We start from the raw sequence: 18,736 nt of genomic DNA on the forward strand, positions 1-18,736 counted from the left end.
GCTTACATAACGACCAGGTCACGCACCAGCCCGGAATGATGGTTCACCCGCCGATCACCCGACAAATATGCTGGCATGCCCATATTGTCCATGGGAACTTGCCGCATGCCCACCGTTCGTGACCCCCACGGGCTACCCTGGGGTCAACCAGGATCCGGACGATCGGAGGCCATGATGAACATGCGACGCGCGACCCTCGCCCTCGCCTTCATCGCGCCCGCGGCACTCGCGGCCGGGTGCGCAACTAATACTGATGCAGGAGCGACCTCGGTGAACCAGGAAGACTACATCGGTGCGGCCTTCACGAGCACGGCGAAGGGCGAACCCTTCCTCGAGTTTGCCGAGGACGGCACCTACAGCGGATCCGACGGCTGCAACAAGCTGAACGGCACTTACGAGGTCGGCGATGACGAGCTGGTGCTGAAGCCCGGCTTCTCCACTCTGATGGCGTGCGACGGAGTCGACACCTGGGTCCGCGGCGCCAAGGCCGTAAAGGTCGAGACCGACACCCTCGTCGTCTTCGACAAGAGCGGATCCGAGATTGGCACCCTCGCGAGGGCGTAACCTCCAGAAACATAAGTGGCCCGGGACGTACCTGATACGTCCCGGGCTACTTCTCTTGGTGCGGCCCGCAGGGCCCGCACCCGCCTCGGTCTTACTCCCCCCGGATGCCGAGCGTTCCTCTCTCACCACACAAGACCCCGTGGCCACCGTTTTATGACGCGGTTTCGCGGAAATTTCGCGATTCCAACCAAAATGCCGGATGGGGCGGCAAATTTTCTGTGAAGTTTGGCCTGGGCTTGGCATCTTGGCGGTCGGAGGAGGACAATCGAATCCGGTCTTCACTACTGGGGGAACATGTCGGATCAGCTCGAGCCCGGCGCCGGAAACGCCGATGGCGCGTCTGACGTCGACCTTCTGCTGCGCTCGCGGTCTGGTGATACGGAGGCGTTCGGGGAGCTCTGGAGCCGTCACTACCGCTCCGGCATCGCGGCCGCTCGCGGCATCAGCTCGACGATCGATCCCGACGACCTCGTGCAAGAGGCCTACACAAAGATCTTCCAGACGGTGAAGCGCGGCGGCGGCCCGACGGGCTCGTTCCGCGCATACCTCTTTACTGCGATCCGCAACACGGCCGCGAGCTGGGGGCGCGCGCCCCGCGAGGTCGCGATCGAATCGGCCGAGTTGATCGAGGATCCGGAAACGTCCGAGGAGGCCACCGAGGCCGCCCTCGATCGCGGCATCACACACTCCGCCTTCCGTAGGCTGCCCACGCGCTGGCAGGAGGTGCTCTGGTACACCGAGATCGAGCAGATGAAGCCCCGCGAGGTCGCTCCCCTGCTCGACATGAAGCCCGTCGCGGTCTCGCAGCTCGCGGCGCGAGCGCGCGAGGGGCTGCGCGAGGCGTGGATCCAGGCGCACCTCGCGAACCTCGCCGACGGATCCGAGCACCAGTGGGCGATCGAGCACCTCGGTGCGCACACCCGCGGCAACCTCACGGCGCGCGATCGCAAGCGCCTCGGCGTTCATCTCGCCGAATGCGCGCGCTGCACAATCGTCGCCGAGGAGGCACAGCACGTCGGCAGTCGCCTCGCGATGGTGCTGCTGCCGCTCGCGATCGGGATCCCCGCCGCAGGCGCGTACCTCGCGACGCTGCAGCGCGGCGAGCACGCGGCGATCGCCCTCATGGCGATGCCCGCCGAGGTCGTCGAGGGCGGCATCGCCGTCGGCGGCGCCGCGGTCGCGGGTAGCGCGGCCGTCGCGACGAAGGGATCCGGATCCGGCGGATCCGCGGGAACCGCCGCGACGTGGACGCTCGGCAGCCTCATCACCGCCGGCATCGCGACTGCCGCCGTCGCGATCGCCTTCGCGACGGGCCTGCCCGCGCACGACGGTGGCGCGACGTCGAGCGCGGCCGCGTTCGGATCCGATGCCCCGGGCGGCGCGTCGATCGAGGCCTCCGACGAGCTCGACGAGACCCAGGACGAGGTCGCGACGCCCGTCACGCCCCCGACGCCCGTGCCGTCGGCGACGCCCTCGGAGCAGCCCGACGCGCACCAGCTCGGCATCTCGGGTGCTCGCGTTGTGAACGCTTCCAGTGGATCCGTTGCCGTCGATATCACCGGCGCCCCCGGCGCGGTCACGAGCGTCCACGCGCCCGGATCCGGTGAGCTCGTCGGCGCCGGCGGATCCGCCGATCGCCCCGCGACCTCGGCGATCGCGGCCATCGACGGTGCGCGCCTCGACGACACGACGATCGGCGCCGACGGATCCGGCCACCTCGCCTTCACGCTCTCGCCGGCCCAGGTGCGCGCCGACGTGACCCTCACGGTTCTCTACCCGAACTCGGCGGAGCCGCCGGCGCGCGCGACGCTTTCGGGGCTCGGCATCCGCGACGAGCTTCTCGCGGCCCTCGAACCGGATGAGACCCCATCGGCCGAGCCGACGATTCCGGCCTCGCCGGAGCCCACGCAGTCCGCTTCGCCGGAGCCTGTCGAGCCTGGGCTTCCGACCCCCGCGCCCGAGACCCCCGCGCCGCTGCCTGAGCCTGAGCCTAAGCCTGAGCCTGAGCCGACGGTTCAGCCGGCACCGACTCCGACGGCCGAGCCGACTCCCGAGCCGCTGCCGCTGCCCTCGCCGGAGCCCGTGCCCACTCCCGAGCCCGTGCCGACTCCGGAACCGGCGCCTACTCCTACCCCGGAACCGACGCCGAGCGACGAGCCTGAGGCGACGCCTACGCCTGAGGCAACGCCGACGGCTGAGCCGTCCGCCGAGCCCGAGCCCGAGGAAACGGCAGCCCCGACGCCGAGCACCGAGCCGAAGCCGGAGCCGGAGCCGGAGCCAGAGGAGACCGCAGCTCCCACGCCGACGCCGAGTCCGACGGCCACGCCGACCGTCAAGCCGACGGTTGTGCCGTCGGAGGATCCGACTGCCAAGCCGACGACTGAGCCGACCGAGGATCCGACCGTCGAGCCGACGACTGAGCCGACCGAGGATCCGACCGTCGAGCCGACGACTGAGCCCACGGAGGAGCCGCCCGTCGAGCCGACGGACAACCCCTCGGTTGATCCGACGGACGACCCCACGCTTGGGCCGACCGACGAACCCACGCTTGGGCCGACCGACGACCCCACGCCGACTCCGACTCCGACGGACGGACCGACGCCGGAACCAACCGTCGAGCCCTCGCTTGCACCGTCACCGGAACCGACCGTCGAGCCCTCACCGGAACCGACGCCGGAGCCGACCGTCGAGCCCTCGCTTGCACCGTCACCGGAACCGACCGTCGAGCCTTCACCTGAACCGACGCCCGAACCTACTGTCGAGCCTTCGCCGGAGCCAACTCCCGAGCCGACTGAGGATGTTCCGAGTCTCGCTGCTCCGGAGATCACTTCTGTTGAGGTGTCGGAGGATGTCCCGGAGATCACGGTCGTTTGGACTGCGGTGGGTGGTGCGGAGCAGTACGCGGTCTACATCAATGACACGGATTCGTTCGACGGTGCGCAACCGATCGGGAGTTCGTCCAGCGGCATCGAGCGCATCGTTGTCGCGGCCCCGGAGACTCCGGGCACCTATTACTACTTCGTCGAAGCGACCGCCGATGGCTTCGAGTCGTCTCCGAGCGCTGGGTTCGATACATACGTGCGAGATGTGTACCCGCCGTCGGCACCGACGAACGTCCACTTCTCAGAAACGAACAGCCGACTGCTGGAGTGGTCCCCGTCCTACGACAAGGTTGACGGCTACGACGTCCGCTACTTCGTCAGACGTGACACCACCACCACGCCAGAGATTACCGGCACCTCATACGAGGCGAACGCCACTCTCCTACCCGGCGAGTACATCTACTACGTCTGGGCTGAAGATGCTGCTGGCAACAAGAGTGAACGGGCCGAAGTAATCCGCACCGTCACGTGGTTCACGTCGTCGAGCGATTCCGCGGATGTCTCCGTGACGGCCGAAGGCGCGGCCTCGGCATCCGCGACAGACGAGACTAGCTGAGTCGCGTCCTCGGTCCTTCGGCCACGCCGCTGGATGAGCCGCGGCTGTCGATCGCTCATTGGCAACCTCCCCGGGGGCTGATCCACTACGCCGCGGCCGTTCGGCTGAAAATCGAACGCTGGCCCCGCGGATCCGTACCCGCCCCAGCACACACGACGAAGCCCGCCGCTCCTCGAAAGGAGCGACGGGCTTCGTGCTGAAAAGCTGTGATTACTTAACGGTAACCGAGGCGCCAGCCTCTTCCAGCTTCGCCTTCGCGTCGTCAGCAGCGTCCTTGGCAACGCCCTCGAGGACGGCCTTGGGGGCGCCATCGACAACAGCCTTGGCCTCGCCGAGGCCGAGCGAGGTGAGCTCGCGGACAGCCTTGATGACCTGAATCTTCTTGTCGCCAGCCGACTCGAGGATGACGTCGAACTCGGTCTTCTCCTCGGCAGCCTCACCGGCAGCGGCGGGGGCACCCGCAGCAGCAACGGCAACGGGGGCAGCAGCGGTGACGTCGAACTTCTCCTCGAACGCCTTAACGAACTCGCTGAGCTCGATGAGCGTGAGCTCCTCGAACGCGCTGAGCAGCTCTTCGGTGCTGAGCTTCGCCATGATGTATCTCCTATGAATAGAGGTAGGTAGGTGGTTTTTGTGAACGCGTGGCTATTAAGCCGCGTTCTCCTGCTTCTCGCGCAGAGCCTCGACCGTGCGGACCGTCTTCGACGGAAGCGCCTGGAAGACGGCAGCAGCCTTCGACATCGAGGCCTTCATCATGCCCGCGACCTTAGCCAGGAGAACCTCACGGCTCTCGAGGTCAGCAAGCTTGTTGACTTCCTCAGCCGAGAGCGGGGCACCATCGAAGTACCCGCCCTTGATCACGAGAAGAGGGTGTGCCTTGGCGAATGCGCGCAGACCCTTCGCGACGGCGACCGGGTCACCGTGCACGAATGCGAGCGCCGACGGACCCTTAAGGTTGTCGTCGAGGCCCTCGACTCCTGCCTTAGCGGCAGCGAGCTTGGTCAGCGTGTTCTTCGCCACGGCGTATTCCGCATCCTGACGAATGCTGTCGCGGAGCTCCTTGAGCTCGGCAACCGTCAGGCCGCGGTATTCGGTGAGCAGAACGGCGGTCGAGCTCTCGAACTTAGTCGTGAGTTCGGCGACCGATGCTTCCTTCAGCGCCATGGCCACTCCTTGATACGTACGAGGCGCCTCACGGAGGTGAGGTGCCAGCCGGATCCGCCCGCTGAAACACAAAAAAGCTCCATGCGCAGAGCGCACGGAGCTTCAAAAGATTCTCAGTACACCTGCGCGGGCCCCTGCGTTAGCAGCGCTTCGTTCAAAAACTTGCGTTCTCGACGACCGGCGGTCTTCGGCTTCATTAAGCGTACGACACGGGCGTCCGGATCCGCAAACCGATCCCCTGGGGATCCGCTGTCAGTCGATCAGCGCGAGCGCGCGGTACGCGTCCTGCGTTGCGGCGCGGAGCATCGCCTGCTCGCGCGGCGACAGGTTGTCCTGCGGAACGTTCTGTCCGGTGGTGAGGCGGTAGAGCTCGTCGATCAGCTGCGTCGCCATCGAGACGAGGTTCGCGATCTCTTTGTCGTCGCGGTCGATCCACATGATCCGCGGCTCGTCGTGAAGCGGGCGGAAGTCGCGATGCTCCTCCCAGGCGAACAGCGTGCGCTCGGCGCCAAGCACGTGCTGCTGCCACCAGACCTGGCGCAGGTAGTGGCGCGGGATCGTGCGCCACGACTTGTTCGTCGTCTTGATCTCGGCGAGCACGATGCGGCCGTCGGCATCCTGCATCACGCCGTCGGGGGTCGCGAGGTGACGCTTCTCTACCTCGGCGCGGAACAGCGCGCCGGACGGGTGGATCCCGTGGTTCTCGAGCACCCACGCGGCGATCTCGGGTTCGCGACGGCGGCCGTGATCCGTGTACGCGTTTCCGGAGAAACCGCCGGGCTGAAGCTTCTGCTTCGCCGCGCGCAGGATCGACGCGGGGGTCGAGAGGTGCGCAACGTCGGTCGCGGTGATCCCCTGCGAGCGCGCACGCAACCAGGCGACCCGATCGCTCGAGTCGGCCACAATGCGCGCCTGGAGCTCGGGGGAGATCATGCTTTCGACCGTACTCCGCGCCCCTGAGGAACTCGGGAAAGACACAGCTGGAATGGTTGCGAGAAGTCAACATTCGGATTTATAGTTGAGTAACTTCAACCTTTGATGTTGGTCAACGTTCTGCGCCAGTGCCGCCGCGGTTCCCGCCACAAATTCGTTAGGAACGCAATGTCAACCACCTCTTCAGCACCGCCGAAGATGTCACAGCGCCGGGTGCTCGAGGCACTCTCGGGCCTGATCCTCGGCATGTTCGTGTCGATGCTCGCATCGACCGTCGTCTCCAGCTCGCTTCCCGTCATCGTCTCCGACCTCGGCGGCACCCAGACCTCCTACACCTGGGTCGTCACGGCGACGCTTCTGACCACCGCGATCTCGACCCCGATCTGGGGCAAGCTCGCCGACCTCACGAACCGCAAGTTCCTCTACCAGCTCGCGATCGTCATCTTCGTCGTGGCGACCGCCATCGCCGGCTTCTCGCAGGACACGCACCTGCTCATCGCGATGCGCGCCGTGCAGGGCATCGGCGCCGGTGGCCTCGCGGCCCTCAGCCAGGTGCTGATGGCCGACATCATCAGCCCGCGTGAGCGTGGCCGTTACATGGGCCTCTTCGGCGCGGTCATGGCCGTCTCGACCGTCGGCGGCCCGCTGCTCGGTGGCTTCATCACCGACTCGATCAACTGGCGCTGGAACTTCTTCATCTCGCTCCCCTTCGCGATCGCGGCGCTCATCATGGTGCAGATCACGCTGAAGCTCCCCGAGCGCGAGCAGAAGAAGACGACGATCGACTACGCCGGCATCGTCTTCCTCTCGGTCGCGGTCTCGTCGCTGCTCATCTGGGTCTCGAACGCCGGATCCACCACCACCGACGACGCAGGCAACGCGCTCGCCTTCACCGACCTCAGCAACAACGACTGGTGGAGCCTCCTCACCGTGCTCATGGTCGGCGGCGCCATCGTCGCCACGATCGCGTTCATCATCGTCGAGTTCAAGTCGCGCGAGCCGCTCATCCCGCTCACGCTCTTCCGCAACAAGACCTTCACGCTCTCGGTCATCGCGTCGATCGCGACCGGCCTTGCGATGTTCGGCTCGTCGGTGTTCCTGAGCCAGTACATGCAGCTCTCGCGCGGCGCGACCCCGACCATGGCGGGCGTCATGACAATCCCCATGATCGCCGGCCTGCTGCTCTCGTCGATCATCATCGGTGCCTTCATCACGAAGTACGGCAAGTGGAAGGCCTACCTCGTCGTCGGCGCCGTGCTGCTGATCGCGGGCTCGTACCTGCTCTCGACGATCCACTACGACACGAACTTCGCGCTCGTCTCGCTCTACATGTTCCTGCTCGGCGCCGGCGTCGGTATGACGATGCAGAACCTCGTGCTCGTCGTTCAGAACGACACCGACCCGCGCGAGATCGGCGTCGCGAGCTCGGGCGTCACGTTCTTCCGCTCGCTCGGTGGAACCATCGGCGTCTCGGTCATGGGCGCGGCCCTCGCCTCGAAGGTCTCGGGCCTCATGACCTCGTCCGACACGACCGACCGCTTCATGGCGGCCGTCGCCGAGACCGGTGAGAAGGGCGCTGCCGCGCTGCAGAGCCTCAGCACCGGAACCCTCCCGAAGGTCTCCGAGCTGCCCGACGCCATCGCGCACATCGTCGAAGACGTCTACGCGCAGGGCATCTCGCACTCGTTCCTCATCGCGGTTCCGTTCGCCGTGATCAGCCTCATCGCGATCGCGTTCATGCCGAACAAGTCGCTGACCCGCATGACCACCTCCGAGCGCACCCAGGCCAGCGAGGCCGACCTCGCGACCGTCTCGGTGCCGGAGGGCATGGGTGTGCTCACCGCAACCGGCAGCGTCAAGGTCATTGACGCCGACGACGAGCGATGACCATTCAGGCGCCCGCCGATACTGACCCCACGGGGGCGGTAGCGGCGGGCGCCTCCGCGCGGGAGGTTGCGGATCCGGGATCCGGCGTTGCTGCCGTGCCCGGTTCTGGATCCGGTTCCGGGGCTTCCTCGGGATCCGGTTCGGGATCCGCTTCCGGGCGCGATCTCGAAGCCGGATCCGAGCCCGCTTCGGATCGCGCGGAGGCGTTGACGGCGCTCGGCGGATCCTTCGAGGCGCTCATGCGTCAGTGGCGGCGGTCGTACTCTGAGGCCGCGGCGTGCGTCTCGCCCGGCATGCTTCCCGGCACCTACAAGGTGCTGACGATGATCGCGCACCAGGGTGCCGCGACCGTCTCGACGCTCGCCGAGCATCTCGAGTCCGACAAGGGCTTCGTGAGCCGCACGGTTTCCGAGCTCGAGGATCTCTCCCTCGTGACCCGGGTACCGGATCCGAATGACGGGCGCGTGCGCCTCATCTCGCTCACCGAGCTCGGCAGCGCGCGCCTGCATCACGCGCGGGCGCCGTACCAGCACCTGCTCGCGGAGGTGCTCGACACCTGGCCCGTCGCGACAATCTCGCAGCTGACGACGCTGATCAACGCCCTCGCGTCGGGCGAGACGCCGCACGAATAGGGGTTTTGCGGTGCGTGAGGTTACCGGGGAGAATACAGGTGATGAGTAGCTCCTTGCCTTCGCGTGACGACGCGATCCAGGCCGTCGAGGGCGAGTTCATGCAGATGGTGAGCCGCTTTCGACGGCTGATCGCCCGCCGTGCCGAGCAGCTCTCCCCCGGTCTGCTGCCGGGCGCCTACAAGGTGTTCACGACGATCCTGCAATCGGGGCCGCTGACCGCGTCGGCGCTCGTCGACCAGCTCATGCTCGACAAGAGTCAGCTGAGCCGCACGATCACCGACCTCGAGAAGCGCGGCCTCATCGAGCGCACGCCGGATCCGAACGACCGCCGCTCCCACCTCCTCTCCGCCACGGAGAAGGGCCGGGCCGGCCACGCCGCGTTCCACACGACACCCGAGACCCGCACGCTGCGCGCGAAGCTCGACGACTGGGACATCGACGACATCCACCGCCTCGCGACGCTCCTCCACGCGCTGAACGCGGACTGAGGGCGGCAGGCGCGCGAGCCCTGTCAGGATCGCGCCTGGCCCCGTACGATAGGGGCGTGCAGGAAGATATCGTTCGCAAGGAGACCGAGGCGCGGCCGGCACGGCCCACCCTGCGCGTCCTTGCGGCGACATTGCTTGTGTGCGTGGGCATCATCCTCCCCTCGGCCGCGACTTCCTCCGACGCGACCTGGAACGACTCCGAATCCGCGTCCGGCTCGCTCTCGGCAGCGACGATTCCACCTCCTACTCGTGCCGCAAGCTGCACATACAGCCCCGGCTTGCTCGGACTGGGCGCACGAGTGCAGATCTATTGGTATCTGCCCGCGGGATACAGCCTCGGCAGCATCGTGACCGAGGCTTCAACGAGCGGCCTCGGCTCAGCTCTGGCGCCGCTGACCGGCTTCTCTCTCAGCGCGAATACCACTCTTCAGTCGAACGGCTCGTACCGTACAGAAGTCCCCACCAACCTGCTCGGCGGGCTCCTCGGATTGGGAAGCGAGCTGGAGATCTCGCTCTCTGTTGCGGATCCGAGCGGCTGGCGTTCGCAGCCCCTCCGGGTCGCGACAAACGCGGGCCTCATCGCGGGGCTCGGCGGCAACTGCCGAAACCTGAACTAGGGCACGGGCCGACGTCGCACCGGGCCGCGAGATTTTTCGGCCAGGGAGAACGAGATCATCGCGCCCGCCTCACCGCGCGCGCGATTGTGATCGCGGCACCGGCGCCCAACGCGCCGATGGCGGCGCAAGCGAGACCCCAGAGGGTCATGGACCCGGTGGGCTGCAGGGGCGTCTGCGGCCCTTCGGCGTCGTTTGGTTCGCCGACGCCGGAGGCCGTGAGGCGCAGCGATCCTTGCGCCGATTCGGGCAGGTCCGTCGGCGCCACGACGATAAGGTGCAGGTATGCCGCGTCGGTATCCGGCATGGAGAGCAACTCGGTTCCGTCCTCGAGCAGGCGCCCCAGAGGGCGCAGGTGTGTCTCCCCCGCCGCGCACGCGCCTCCCTCCCACTCGGTCGCGCACCGAAAGGCCTCCACCTCGAGCCCGAGGTCGCCCACCTCGGCGAGCGAGACGGTGACCGTTCCGGGCTCCCCCGGCGTCGTGGTCACGTCGACGAACCACTCGACGGTCGTGCCGGGCGAAAGCTGTGCCGCGGTCTCGGCATCGAGATCCGACGAGATATGGATCCGGTCGCCGTCGTCGCTCGGCGTCGCCGCGAGCCCCACCGCGACGGCGAAAAGCAGCGCGCTCATTCGTCTCTCCGCTCTCGCGGCCAGAACGCCCACCCCACGAGCGCGCCCGCGACGAGCGTCATCGCGCCCATCACGATCGGGTTGCCGAACGAGGCGAGCGTCGTGGCGATGCCCGGGATCGAGAACATGACCGAGCGCACCGTCGTCACCGTGTACGGGTACGGGTCGTCCTGCTCGTTCGCGTCGCCCCGCATCGTGATGACGCACTCGTCGGCGCTGGAACCCGGCTCGACGCTCGTCACGCGGTGCGTGACGGGAAGCTCATCCTCGCCCCGGTCGACCGTGACGACGTTGCCGACCTCGATCTCGCTCGCCGGAACCTCCTGCACGATCGCGACGGATCCGGTCGGGATCGTCGGCGACATGGATCCGGTGCGGAACATGATCAGCGAGATGTTCAGCGTGAACGCGAGCACGAGCAGCACGAGGCACAGGGCGCCGAGCGCGGCGGCGATCCACAGCAGCACGTCGCCGATCACCCGCATGGGGTGCGGATGCTTCCTGCGGGCCTCGCGCAGCGACGCCCTGGTCTCGGTGAGGGTCATGTGTTTTGTGCGTTCACGGTCCAGCGCGGCGCCACCGTAAGCCCCTGCGCGGCGTTGTCCGTGTTCGCGGGCATCGTGATCTCGAAGCAGTAGGTGATCGTGGATCCGCCGTTCGCGTCGAGATTCTGAGTCGCGGTGGGCGCGGTGGTGAGGACGGATCCGCGAGGCACGAGGACCGTGCCCGCGTCGAACGCGGCCGCGTCGCACGCTCCCGCGGTGCTGCTCACGCCGTATGTCAGGTAGGCGCCGAGCGCGGATCCGTTCGCCGCGTCCGCGGCGAGGCTCGCGGTGCCGGCGGCGGATCCGGTCGTCGTGCGAACCGAAAACGATGCGTGCACGGTTGTTTCGGGAATCAGCCCGGCCGCCGGAGCGTCGAACGCGAGTTGCGCGGGGCCCTCCGCGGGATGATCCGTGAAGGTCGCGCCGTCGGTGGATCCGACGATTCCGAACGTGCCAGCGGTGAGGCTCGCCGTCGCGGTCTCGTTGTCGGTCCAGGCGGCGAGGGTGGAGGCCGCGCCGATGCCGACGACGACGCCCGCGGCGAGAAGGGCGCGCACCTTCTGCGATGCGCGCCTCCCCCGCCGACGATCCGTCATTAGCTAGCGTCGTTCGACGTTGCCACGAACTCCCACGTTGCCTCGGCTGTCTGGCCCTGGGCGAGGTCGGGCGATGCCGTCACCTGGATGCAGAGCTGGACGGCGGTGCCGGCCGCGCCATCGCCGGCGACAAGATCGACGGTGTTCGTCGCGGCGTTTGCGCCGTCGAGTGCGTCGGCGGATCCGAGGAGCGTGCCGGCCGCGAGGGTCGTCGCGTCGCAGGTCGCGGTCGGGTCGATGGCCGCGATCTCGTACGCGTAGTCGGCGACGGCGCCCGTCGCGGTGGCCGCGGAGGGCTGCGCCAGGGTTCCGGAGACCGTCGTGGCGGCGTCGAGGCGCACGAAGAACGAGTCGTAGACGACCTGCTCCGGGACCATGTTGTCGGTCGTGAGCGTGAACACCTCGGCCGCGGCGTCTGCTGTGGCGTGCTCGGTGTACGTGGCGTTGTCGGTGGATCCCTCGAGGTTGAACGAACCCGACGCAAAGTCGGCCGTCACGAATTCGGAGTCGTTCCACGCGGCAAGCGTGTAGGCGCCGCCGACGCCAACAACGGCACCGGCAGCCAGAATGGCAAGAACCTTACGACGACGCGAAGCTGTCTGAGACATGTGTGGAGCACCCTTTGCGCTCGCGGGCCGCGCACGGTTGGCGCTCGAAACCCGCGACTTACCCCCAATTATGGGGGAGTACTGCGCGATTCTCAACTAACTCCCAGGAAAGCGGCCCGACCCCACACCCCGCGAGATCGCATAGTTTTCGCGACATCTCACCGAATTCAGTGCGACCTCGCGAAAAGAGTGCGACCTCGCGGAAGTGGGACCACAAAAGAGTGCGATCTCGCGGAAAGGTGGGGCCGACCCGGGAGTCGGCCCCACCTGGAGGAGTAGCCCCTACGCGCGGCGGGCGCGGAGGCGGCTGACGACCGAGAATCCAAGCACCACGATGAGCACGCCGTAAAGCGTCAGCGCGATCGGGCCCTGCACCAGCACCGAGAAGTCGCCGTTGGCGCTCATCGCGGCGTCGCGCAGGCTCGTCTCGGCGAGCGGGCCGAGCACCATGCCGATGATGAGCGGCGCGAGCGGGAAGTCGAGGGCGCGCATGAGGAAGCCCACGATTCCGACCCCGAGAAGCATCGCGAGGTCGAAGGTCGATCCCGACGAGGCGTAGATACCCATGGCACAGAACATGGTGATTCCGGCGTACAGGTAGGGGCGCGGGATCAGCAGCAGCTTCGCCCACAGCATCGCGAACGGCAGGTTCAGGATCAGCAGCACCACCATCGCGATGAAGAAGCTCGCCAGCAGCGACCACACGAGGTCGGGCGCGCGGTCGAATAGCAGCGGGCCCGGTTGCAGGCCGTACTGCTGGAACGCCGCGAGCATGATCGCCGCCGTCGCCGAGATCGGCAGACCGAGCGAGAGCAGCGCGCCCATCGCCATGCCGGTCGTCGAGTTACCGGCCGCCTCCGGGGCCGCCAGGCCGCGGATCGCGCCCTTGCCGAACTGCGGATCCTTGCGGCGCGCGTCGAGCCGCTTCTCGACTCCGTAGGCGAGGAAGGTGGGGATCTCGGATCCGCCGGCCGGCACGACGCCGAACGGGAGGCCGATCGCGGTACCGCGCAGCCACGCGGGCGCCGCCTCGCGCAGCTCGCTCTTCGACAGCCACGGCCGCCCCTTGGGGCGCACGATCGCCTTGCCGACGATGTGACGCTCCATGCAGGCCACGTAGATGACCTCGCCGAGCGCGAGAATCGCGACCGTCACGGTGACGAGCGAGATGCCGTCGAACAGGTACGGGGATCCCATCGTGAAGCGCTGGGCGCCCGAGACGCCGTCGATGCCGATGACGGCGATGCCGAGGCCGAGGAACAGCGACGCGAGGCCCTTGACGGTGTCGTCGGTGACGACCGTCGAGGTGGCCGCGAAGGCGAACACGGCGAGGGCGAAGAACTCGGCCGGGCCGAACTGCGTCGAGAAATCGGCGAGCACGGGGGCGAGGAAGACGACGCAGATCGAGGCGATGAATCCACCGATGAACGCTCCGATGGCGGCGGTCGCGAGCGCCTTCGCCGCGCGCCCGTCGAGCGCCATCTTGTGGCCCTCGAACGTCGACGCGATCGCCGACGCCTGGCCGGGCGTGTTCATGAGGATGCCCATGGTCGAGTCGCCGAAGAGGCCACCGAAGTAGACGCCCGAGAACATGATGAACGCGGCCGTCGGGTCGAGCGCGAACGTCACGGGCAGGAGCAGCGCGACGGCCATCGAGGATCCGAGGCCGGGAAGCACGCCCACGGCGGTTCCGAGCACGCAACCGATGAGCACCCAGAGCAGGTTTTGCAGCGAGAGGGCTCCGATGAAGCCGTCGCCAAGAAGCTGAAGAGTATCCATGCTTAGAACTCCCATCCGAGAATGCCCGACGGCAGCGACATGCCGAGGGCCATGTCGAACGCGATGTAGACGAGTGAGCTGGCCGTGAGGCCGATGATGAGGCTGCGGATGTGGCGGTGCTCGCCGAATCCGCGCGCGATGGCCCAGAAGAGCAGGCCCGCGCCGATGATCCAGCCGAGCACGGGAAGCAGCGCGATGAAGCCGCCGAAGCCGACCACGATCCAGGCGAGCGATGCCCAGTCGACCTTCTCACCGGATCCGTCGCCGGTGGCTTCCGCGAGCGGCGCCCGGAAGGCGCGCACGACGAGCAGGACGGCGAAGATCGCGAGGCCCGCCGCGATGAGGCCGGGGAAGAACCCGGGGCCGGGGAAGCTCGTGCCGTCCGGAACCGTCATCGTGACGATGCCGATCGCGAGGTAGGCCGCAAACGCCAGCAGCACGGCCGGCATGATGAGGTTCTTCGCGAGGCCGCCGAAGCGCAGCTTCTGGCCGTAGGTCGCCGACAGCGCCGTCGGGTTGTTCTGACCGCTCATCGTCCCATCTCCTTGTAGAGCATCTCGATGCGCTCCGTCTCCTCCGCGAGGAACTCCTGCAGCTCATCGCCCGTGCGCACGTTGACCGTCCAGTGGTAGCGCTCGACGGCGTCCTGCCACTCGTCGGTCGCGAGCGACTCGGCGATGAGCTCGTCGAGCGACTCGATCTGCTCGTCGGTGATGCCGGGAGGTGCCGACAGGCTGCGCCAGTTCGACAGCGTGATGTCGTAGCCCTGCTCGCGGGCCGTCGGGATGTCGATGCCGTCGACGGGCTCCTCCGCCACGAGGGCGAGGGCGCGCAGGCGGCCCGACTCGATCTGGTCGATGTTGTCGGGGTATCCGCCGGTCGCGGCCGCGGCCGTGCCGTTCAGCAGGGCCTGGATGGCCTCGCCGCCGCCGTCCGACGAGATGTACGTCGTCTCGGTCGGCGTGATGCCGGCCTCGAGGGCGAGGTCGGTGACGACGAGCTGGTCGAAGGATCCGCCACCCGTCCACGGCAGGGCGGCCGGATCCTCGCGCCACGCGGTCACGAGGTCGTCGAGCGTCTCGTACGGCGAGTCGGCGGGCACGACGATGACGTCGTACTCCTCGAACAGCACCGCGAGGTTCGTGACGTCGTCATAGGTCTTGTCGCTCGAGTACTGCACGCTCGCGGCGAGGAGGCCCGTGCCGCCGACGAGCAGGTTGTTGGCCCGGCCCTCGAGGTTCACGACGTTGCCGAGCGCGATCGTGCCGCCGGCGCCCGGCATGTTCACGACCTGCACGTTGTTGACGAGCGAGTTGGCCTTCTGCGCCTGCTGCAGCTCGCGCGCGACCGTGTCCCAGCCGCCACCGGCGGCCGCGGGCGCGACGATCGTGAGGGACGCGTGCACGTCCTGCCCCGCGGCGGCGGAGCTGATGGATCCGTAAGATGCGATACCGATCGAGGCGACGGCGACGAGACCGCCGATGACCCGACCGACGTTTCGGCGCCCCGATTTCTGGTTCTGTGACATGAATTCACTCCTTTGTGCTGTCAGCACAGCCGTCAGCTACCTTGCCTCGGGTTCGCGCTTCGCGGCAATCCGCGAAAGACTTATGCTCTTTGATGCTCACGGAGGGAGACCGCAATGAGGCGACGTTTCGCCCGCTTCGCGCTGCTCGCCCTGCCGACCCTGCTCGTTCTCGCCTGCGTCGGCGGCACGACGGCGATCGCGGTCGCGGTGCAGCGCGACGGGATCCGCGCGACCACGACCGAGCGCGTCACCGAGGTCTCGACCGAGTTCGCCGACCTCGATCAGGTACGCACGGTGCTCGAGGATCTCGGATCCACCGAGGGATCCCTCGAGGAGGCCACCGCCGAGCTCCAGCCGCTCGCGAGCCTCGTCGAGAGCGCCGCGGGCGTCGACTACCTCGTCGTCATCGCGCCCGACGAGCGCCGCATCACCCACCCGACGAGCGAGGCGCGCGGCGAGATCGTCTCGACGGATCCGTCCGAGGTGCTCGCGGGCGAGACCGTCGTCAACATCATGGACGGCACGATCGGCCGCACCCTGCGGGCGAAGGTGCCCGTGATCGGCTCCGATGGATCGGTCATCGGGGCCGTCTCGACCGGCATCCTCGAGAAGCGGATGTCGAAGGACATCGAGGACGCGCTGTGGCGCCTGCTGCCCTGGAACATCGGCGCCCTCGTCATCGGCATGGCCGCCAGCACGGCGCTCACGACGGCGATGCACCGGCGCATCCGCCTGCACGACGAGGCCGCGCGCGAGCTCGAGCACACCTCCGCGACAGCCGGGGCGCTGCGCGAGCAGTCTCACGAGTTCGACACGCGCCTGCACGTGATCCGCGGGCTCGTCGCGCACGGCGACCGCGCCGAGGCGCTTGACTACATCGACTCGTCGGCGCGCGTGACGACGGTCGCGGATCCGGCACTCGCGTCGATACCTCCCCTGCTGCGCGCGACCTTCGAGGCGCTGGGCGCCGAGCTCGCCTCCTACGGCGCGCGGCTCGACCTCGACGTCGATATCGAGCGCGACGCCGATGACCAGCTCGTGCTCGTGCTCGCGAACCTCTGCCGCAACGCGGGCGAGGCGGGCGCCCACGCGGTGCGCTGCGAGCTGCGCGAAGCCGGCGGGCGCTTTCACGGCGTCGTCTCCGACGACGGCCCCGGGATTCCACCCGCCCACGCCGCGCAGATCTTCGCCCGCGGCTTCTCTACGAAACCGGATCCGACCGGCACGGGCCGCGGGATCGGGCTCGACCTCGTACGCCGCACGATCGTCGCGCGCGGCGGATCCATCGAGGTATCGTCGGCGGGCGGCACGCGCTTCGCATTCGATATGGAGGTCCTCCGATGACGCCCTCCCCCATCCGCGTCATGGTCGTCGACGACGACGCCCACGCCCGCGACCTCCACGCGCGCTTCGTCGCCGAGCTGCCGGGCTTCACGGTCGCGGCGCGCACCGGATCCGGCACCGCGGCGATCGAGCTCAGCCAGCGCGGCGACATCGACCTGATCCTGCTCGACCTGCGCCTGCCGGACGTGAGCGGCATCGAAGTCATGCACCGCATCCGCACGGTCGCCGTGCACTCGCCCGACATCATCGTCATCAGCTCGTCGCGCGACCAGATCACCGTACGGCAGGCGCTCGCGGGCCGCGTCGCCGGCTACCTCGTGAAGCCGTTCAGCCAGGAGGTCTTCGCCGAGCGGCTCACCGCGTACCGCGCGGGCCGCACGGCGCCGGATCCGCTCGAGCGCGGACTCGATCTCGCCCAGGGCGAGATCGACAGCCTGCTGCAGACCGGCCGGATCCCGATCGCGGTGGCCCCCACGGGGCCGGTCCCCGCGCTCCCGAAGGGGATCTCCCCCGTGACGCTCGCGCGGGTGCGCGAGGCGCTGGATCCGGTGGTGCCGAGCTCGGCCGCCGAGGTCGCCTCGCGCTGCTCGCTCTCGCGCGCGAGCACGCGCCGCTACCTCGACCACCTCGTCGGCCGCGGCGAGATCGCCCTCTCACACCGCTACGGGGCGCGCGGGCGGCCCGAGGTGCTCTACCGGCTGACGCCGTCGCCGGTCTAACAACGACAAAACCCCCTGCTCCCGAAGGAGCAGGGGGTTTTGTCAGTCAGAACGCGACTTAGGCAGCGAGGCCGTTCACGTCGAGCGGGATGCCCGGACCGAAGGTCGTCGAAACGGCGCCCTTCTGGATGTAGCGACCCTTCGCCGACGACGGCTTCAGGCGGACGACCTCGTCGAGGGCGGCCTGGATGTTGTCGCTGAGCTTCTCAGCGTCGAACGAGGCCTTGCCCACGATGAAGTGGAGGTTCGCGTGCTTGTCAACGCGGAACTCGATCTTTCCGCCCTTGATCTCCTCAACCGCCTTCGCGGGGTTGGGGGTCACGGTGCCGGTCTTCGGGTTCGGCATCAGGCCACGGGGACCAAGAACCTTACCGAGGCGACCAACCTGGCCCATGAGCTCCGGAACGGCAACGGCCGCGTCGAAGTCGGTCCAGCCGTCGGCGACCTTCTGGATGAGCTCGGCGCCGCCGACCTCGTCCGCGCCCGCGGCGATGGCAGCCTCAGCGGCCTCACCATTCGCGAACACGATGACCTTGGCGGTCTTACCGGTGCCGTGCGGGAGCATGACGGTGCCGCGCACCATCTGGTCGGCCTTGCGGGGGTCGACAGCGAGCTTCAGCGCGACCTCAACGGTCGAGTCGAACTTCTTCGAACCCGTCTCCTTCGCGAGGGCAACGGCCTCGGCGGGAGTGTAGAACTTGCCCTCAGCAACCTTGGCGGCGGCTGCGGCGTAAACCTTGGACTTAGCCATTTTCGTTTCCCCTTAGCCCTCGACCGTGATGCCCATGGAACGGGCGGTGCCGGCGATGATCTTCGACGCAGCGTCGATGTCGTTCGCGTTCAGGTCGGGCGCCTTCTGCTTGGCGATCTCCTCAACCTGAGCCTTCGTGAGCTTGCCGACCTTGACGGTGTGGGGCGTGCCCGAACCGCTCTTGACGCCAGCAGCCTTCTTGATGAGCTCCGCCGCCGGCGGGGTCTTCAGGACGAAGGTGAAGCTGCGGTCCTCGTAGACGGTGATCTCAACGGGGATGACGTTGCCGCGCTGCGACTCGGTCGCCGCGTTGTACGCCTTGCAGAACTCCATGATGTTGACGCCGTGCTGACCGAGCGCGGGGCCGATGGGCGGGGCGGGGTTGGCCGCACCAGCCTGGATCTGAAGCTTGATCAGACCCGAGACCTTCTTCTTAGGTGCCATTGGGTTTCCTTTCGTCGAACACGCACCGAATGCGCATGCTCTCCCACGCCCTGGCGGGGCGTGGTGTC

General features: G+C 67.8%; 20 protein-coding genes. 8 read left to right on the plus strand and 12 right to left on the minus strand.

Annotated elements, in window-relative coordinates; translation table 11 throughout:
* Positions 1–171: 171 nt before the first annotated feature.
* Positions 172–564 (plus strand): META domain-containing protein, encoded by a 393-nt coding sequence (locus DTO57_RS13245; RefSeq protein WP_162785782.1) that lies wholly within the window; start codon positions 172–174, stop codon positions 562–564.
* Positions 565–858: 294 nt separating this feature from the next.
* Positions 859–4,002, plus strand: coding sequence for a sigma-70 family RNA polymerase sigma factor (locus DTO57_RS13250; protein WP_114118722.1), 3,144 nt, complete (start codon positions 859–861; stop codon positions 4,000–4,002).
* A 210-nt stretch (positions 4,003–4,212) separates the two neighbouring features.
* On the opposite strand, the gene rplL is transcribed toward DTO57_RS13250, so the two are convergent.
* The 3 genes from rplL to DTO57_RS13265 all read right to left on the minus strand — a co-directional run bounded on the left by rplL (position 4,213) and on the right by DTO57_RS13265 (position 6,099).
* A complete protein-coding gene (rplL, locus tag DTO57_RS13255) occupies positions 4,213–4,596 on the minus strand; it encodes a 50S ribosomal protein L7/L12 (RefSeq protein ID WP_114118723.1) in 384 nt (127 codons plus the stop codon).
* A gap of 54 nt (positions 4,597–4,650) precedes the next feature.
* A complete protein-coding gene (rplJ, locus tag DTO57_RS13260) occupies positions 4,651–5,172 on the minus strand; it encodes a 50S ribosomal protein L10 (protein ID WP_187346631.1) in 522 nt (173 codons plus the stop codon).
* Positions 5,173–5,418: 246 nt separating this feature from the next.
* Positions 5,419–6,099, minus strand: coding sequence for a YqaJ viral recombinase family protein (locus tag DTO57_RS13265; RefSeq protein ID WP_187346632.1), 681 nt, complete (start codon positions 6,097–6,099; stop codon positions 5,419–5,421).
* A 168-nt stretch (positions 6,100–6,267) separates the two neighbouring features.
* Here DTO57_RS13265 and DTO57_RS13270 point away from each other — a divergent pair, with 168 nt between their 5' ends.
* The 4 genes from DTO57_RS13270 to DTO57_RS13285 are packed head-to-tail and all read left to right on the plus strand — an operon-like array spanning position 6,268 to position 9,723.
* Positions 6,268–7,986: an MDR family MFS transporter gene (locus tag DTO57_RS13270; protein WP_114118725.1), complete on the plus strand. Its 1,719-nt coding sequence runs from the start codon at positions 6,268–6,270 to the stop codon at positions 7,984–7,986.
* Positions 7,983–8,618: a MarR family winged helix-turn-helix transcriptional regulator gene (locus DTO57_RS14730; protein ID WP_229730652.1), complete on the plus strand. Its 636-nt coding sequence runs from the start codon at positions 7,983–7,985 to the stop codon at positions 8,616–8,618. The genes DTO57_RS13270 and DTO57_RS14730 overlap by 4 nt, the downstream gene beginning before the upstream one ends.
* Before the next feature lie 41 nt (positions 8,619–8,659).
* A complete protein-coding gene (locus tag DTO57_RS13280; protein ID WP_114118726.1) occupies positions 8,660–9,106 on the plus strand; it encodes a MarR family winged helix-turn-helix transcriptional regulator in 447 nt (148 codons plus the stop codon).
* Between the two features lie 56 nt (positions 9,107–9,162).
* Entirely contained in the window at positions 9,163–9,723 is a 561-nt protein-coding gene (locus DTO57_RS13285) for a hypothetical protein (protein ID WP_114118727.1), read from the plus strand.
* A 55-nt stretch (positions 9,724–9,778) separates the two neighbouring features.
* Here DTO57_RS13285 and DTO57_RS13290 read toward each other — a convergent pair whose 3' ends face one another.
* The 7 genes from DTO57_RS13290 to DTO57_RS13320 all read right to left on the minus strand — a co-directional run bounded on the left by DTO57_RS13290 (position 9,779) and on the right by DTO57_RS13320 (position 15,410).
* Entirely contained in the window at positions 9,779–10,354 is a 576-nt protein-coding gene (locus tag DTO57_RS13290) for a hypothetical protein (protein WP_114118728.1), read from the minus strand.
* Positions 10,351–10,899 (minus strand): signal peptidase I, encoded by a 549-nt coding sequence (locus DTO57_RS13295; RefSeq protein WP_114118729.1) that lies wholly within the window; start codon positions 10,897–10,899, stop codon positions 10,351–10,353. Before DTO57_RS13295 ends, DTO57_RS13290 begins: the two co-directional genes overlap by 4 nt.
* Positions 10,896–11,456 (minus strand): SipW-dependent-type signal peptide-containing protein, encoded by a 561-nt coding sequence (locus DTO57_RS13300; RefSeq protein ID WP_162785783.1) that lies wholly within the window; start codon positions 11,454–11,456, stop codon positions 10,896–10,898. Before DTO57_RS13300 ends, DTO57_RS13295 begins: the two co-directional genes overlap by 4 nt.
* Before the next feature lie 38 nt (positions 11,457–11,494).
* Positions 11,495–12,103: a SipW-dependent-type signal peptide-containing protein gene (locus DTO57_RS13305; protein ID WP_114118731.1), complete on the minus strand. Its 609-nt coding sequence runs from the start codon at positions 12,101–12,103 to the stop codon at positions 11,495–11,497.
* A 282-nt stretch (positions 12,104–12,385) separates the two neighbouring features.
* Positions 12,386–13,882, minus strand: a complete 1,497-nt coding sequence (locus tag DTO57_RS13310) for a tripartite tricarboxylate transporter permease (RefSeq protein WP_114118732.1) — start codon at positions 13,880–13,882, stop codon at positions 12,386–12,388.
* Between the two features lie 2 nt (positions 13,883–13,884).
* Positions 13,885–14,415 carry a tripartite tricarboxylate transporter TctB family protein gene (locus tag DTO57_RS13315; protein ID WP_114118733.1) on the minus strand — a complete coding sequence of 177 codons (531 nt, stop codon included), beginning with the start codon at positions 14,413–14,415 and terminating at the stop codon, positions 13,885–13,887.
* Positions 14,412–15,410: a tripartite tricarboxylate transporter substrate binding protein gene (locus DTO57_RS13320; RefSeq protein ID WP_114118734.1), complete on the minus strand. Its 999-nt coding sequence runs from the start codon at positions 15,408–15,410 to the stop codon at positions 14,412–14,414. The genes DTO57_RS13315 and DTO57_RS13320 overlap by 4 nt, the downstream gene beginning before the upstream one ends.
* Positions 15,411–15,524: 114 nt before the next feature.
* On the opposite strand from DTO57_RS13320, the gene DTO57_RS13325 reads away from it, so the two are divergent.
* The gene (locus tag DTO57_RS13325; RefSeq protein WP_114118735.1) at positions 15,525–16,754 is read left to right on the plus strand and encodes a sensor histidine kinase; all 1,230 of its coding nucleotides are present in this window, start codon (positions 15,525–15,527) and stop codon (positions 16,752–16,754) included.
* A complete protein-coding gene (locus DTO57_RS13330; RefSeq protein ID WP_114118736.1) occupies positions 16,751–17,473 on the plus strand; it encodes a response regulator in 723 nt (240 codons plus the stop codon). The genes DTO57_RS13325 and DTO57_RS13330 overlap by 4 nt, the downstream gene beginning before the upstream one ends.
* Positions 17,474–17,531: 58 nt before the next feature.
* On the opposite strand, the gene rplA is transcribed toward DTO57_RS13330, so the two are convergent.
* On the minus strand, positions 17,532–18,224 hold the full coding sequence (gene rplA, locus DTO57_RS13335; protein WP_114118737.1) for a 50S ribosomal protein L1: 693 nt from the start codon (positions 18,222–18,224) through the stop codon (positions 17,532–17,534).
* 12 nt (positions 18,225–18,236) lie between these two features.
* Positions 18,237–18,668, minus strand: a complete 432-nt coding sequence (rplK, locus tag DTO57_RS13340; RefSeq protein WP_114118738.1) for a 50S ribosomal protein L11 — start codon at positions 18,666–18,668, stop codon at positions 18,237–18,239.
* Positions 18,669–18,736: the final 68 nt, after the last annotated feature.

Source organism: Microbacterium sorbitolivorans (assembly GCF_003327285.1).
GTDB classification, from domain to species: Bacteria; Actinomycetota; Actinomycetes; order Actinomycetales; family Microbacteriaceae; genus Microbacterium; species Microbacterium sorbitolivorans.

Coding starts and splice junctions, on each gene's coding strand:
- DTO57_RS13280 (WP_114118726.1), top strand. CDS start 8,660: ATGAGTAGCTCCTTGCCTTCGCGTGACGACGCGATCCAGGCCGTCGAG.
- DTO57_RS13315 (WP_114118733.1), bottom strand. CDS start 14,415: ATGAGCGGTCAGAACAACCCGACGGCGCTGTCGGCGACCTACGGCCAG.
- DTO57_RS13290 (WP_114118728.1), bottom strand. CDS start 10,354: ATGAGCGCGCTGCTTTTCGCCGTCGCGGTGGGGCTCGCGGCGACGCCG.
- DTO57_RS14730 (WP_229730652.1), top strand. CDS start 7,983: ATGACCATTCAGGCGCCCGCCGATACTGACCCCACGGGGGCGGTAGCG.
- DTO57_RS13320 (WP_114118734.1), bottom strand. CDS start 15,410: ATGTCACAGAACCAGAAATCGGGGCGCCGAAACGTCGGTCGGGTCATC.
- rplL (WP_114118723.1), bottom strand. CDS start 4,596: ATGGCGAAGCTCAGCACCGAAGAGCTGCTCAGCGCGTTCGAGGAGCTC.
- DTO57_RS13265 (WP_187346632.1), bottom strand. CDS start 6,099: ATGATCTCCCCCGAGCTCCAGGCGCGCATTGTGGCCGACTCGAGCGAT.
- DTO57_RS13270 (WP_114118725.1), top strand. CDS start 6,268: ATGTCAACCACCTCTTCAGCACCGCCGAAGATGTCACAGCGCCGGGTG.
- rplA (WP_114118737.1), bottom strand. CDS start 18,224: ATGGCTAAGTCCAAGGTTTACGCCGCAGCCGCCGCCAAGGTTGCTGAG.
- DTO57_RS13310 (WP_114118732.1), bottom strand. CDS start 13,882: ATGGATACTCTTCAGCTTCTTGGCGACGGCTTCATCGGAGCCCTCTCG.
- DTO57_RS13250 (WP_114118722.1), top strand. CDS start 859: ATGTCGGATCAGCTCGAGCCCGGCGCCGGAAACGCCGATGGCGCGTCT.
- DTO57_RS13325 (WP_114118735.1), top strand. CDS start 15,525: ATGAGGCGACGTTTCGCCCGCTTCGCGCTGCTCGCCCTGCCGACCCTG.
- DTO57_RS13305 (WP_114118731.1), bottom strand. CDS start 12,103: ATGTCTCAGACAGCTTCGCGTCGTCGTAAGGTTCTTGCCATTCTGGCT.
- DTO57_RS13330 (WP_114118736.1), top strand. CDS start 16,751: ATGACGCCCTCCCCCATCCGCGTCATGGTCGTCGACGACGACGCCCAC.
- rplK (WP_114118738.1), bottom strand. CDS start 18,668: ATGGCACCTAAGAAGAAGGTCTCGGGTCTGATCAAGCTTCAGATCCAG.
- DTO57_RS13295 (WP_114118729.1), bottom strand. CDS start 10,899: ATGACCCTCACCGAGACCAGGGCGTCGCTGCGCGAGGCCCGCAGGAAG.
- DTO57_RS13245 (WP_162785782.1), top strand. CDS start 172: ATGATGAACATGCGACGCGCGACCCTCGCCCTCGCCTTCATCGCGCCC.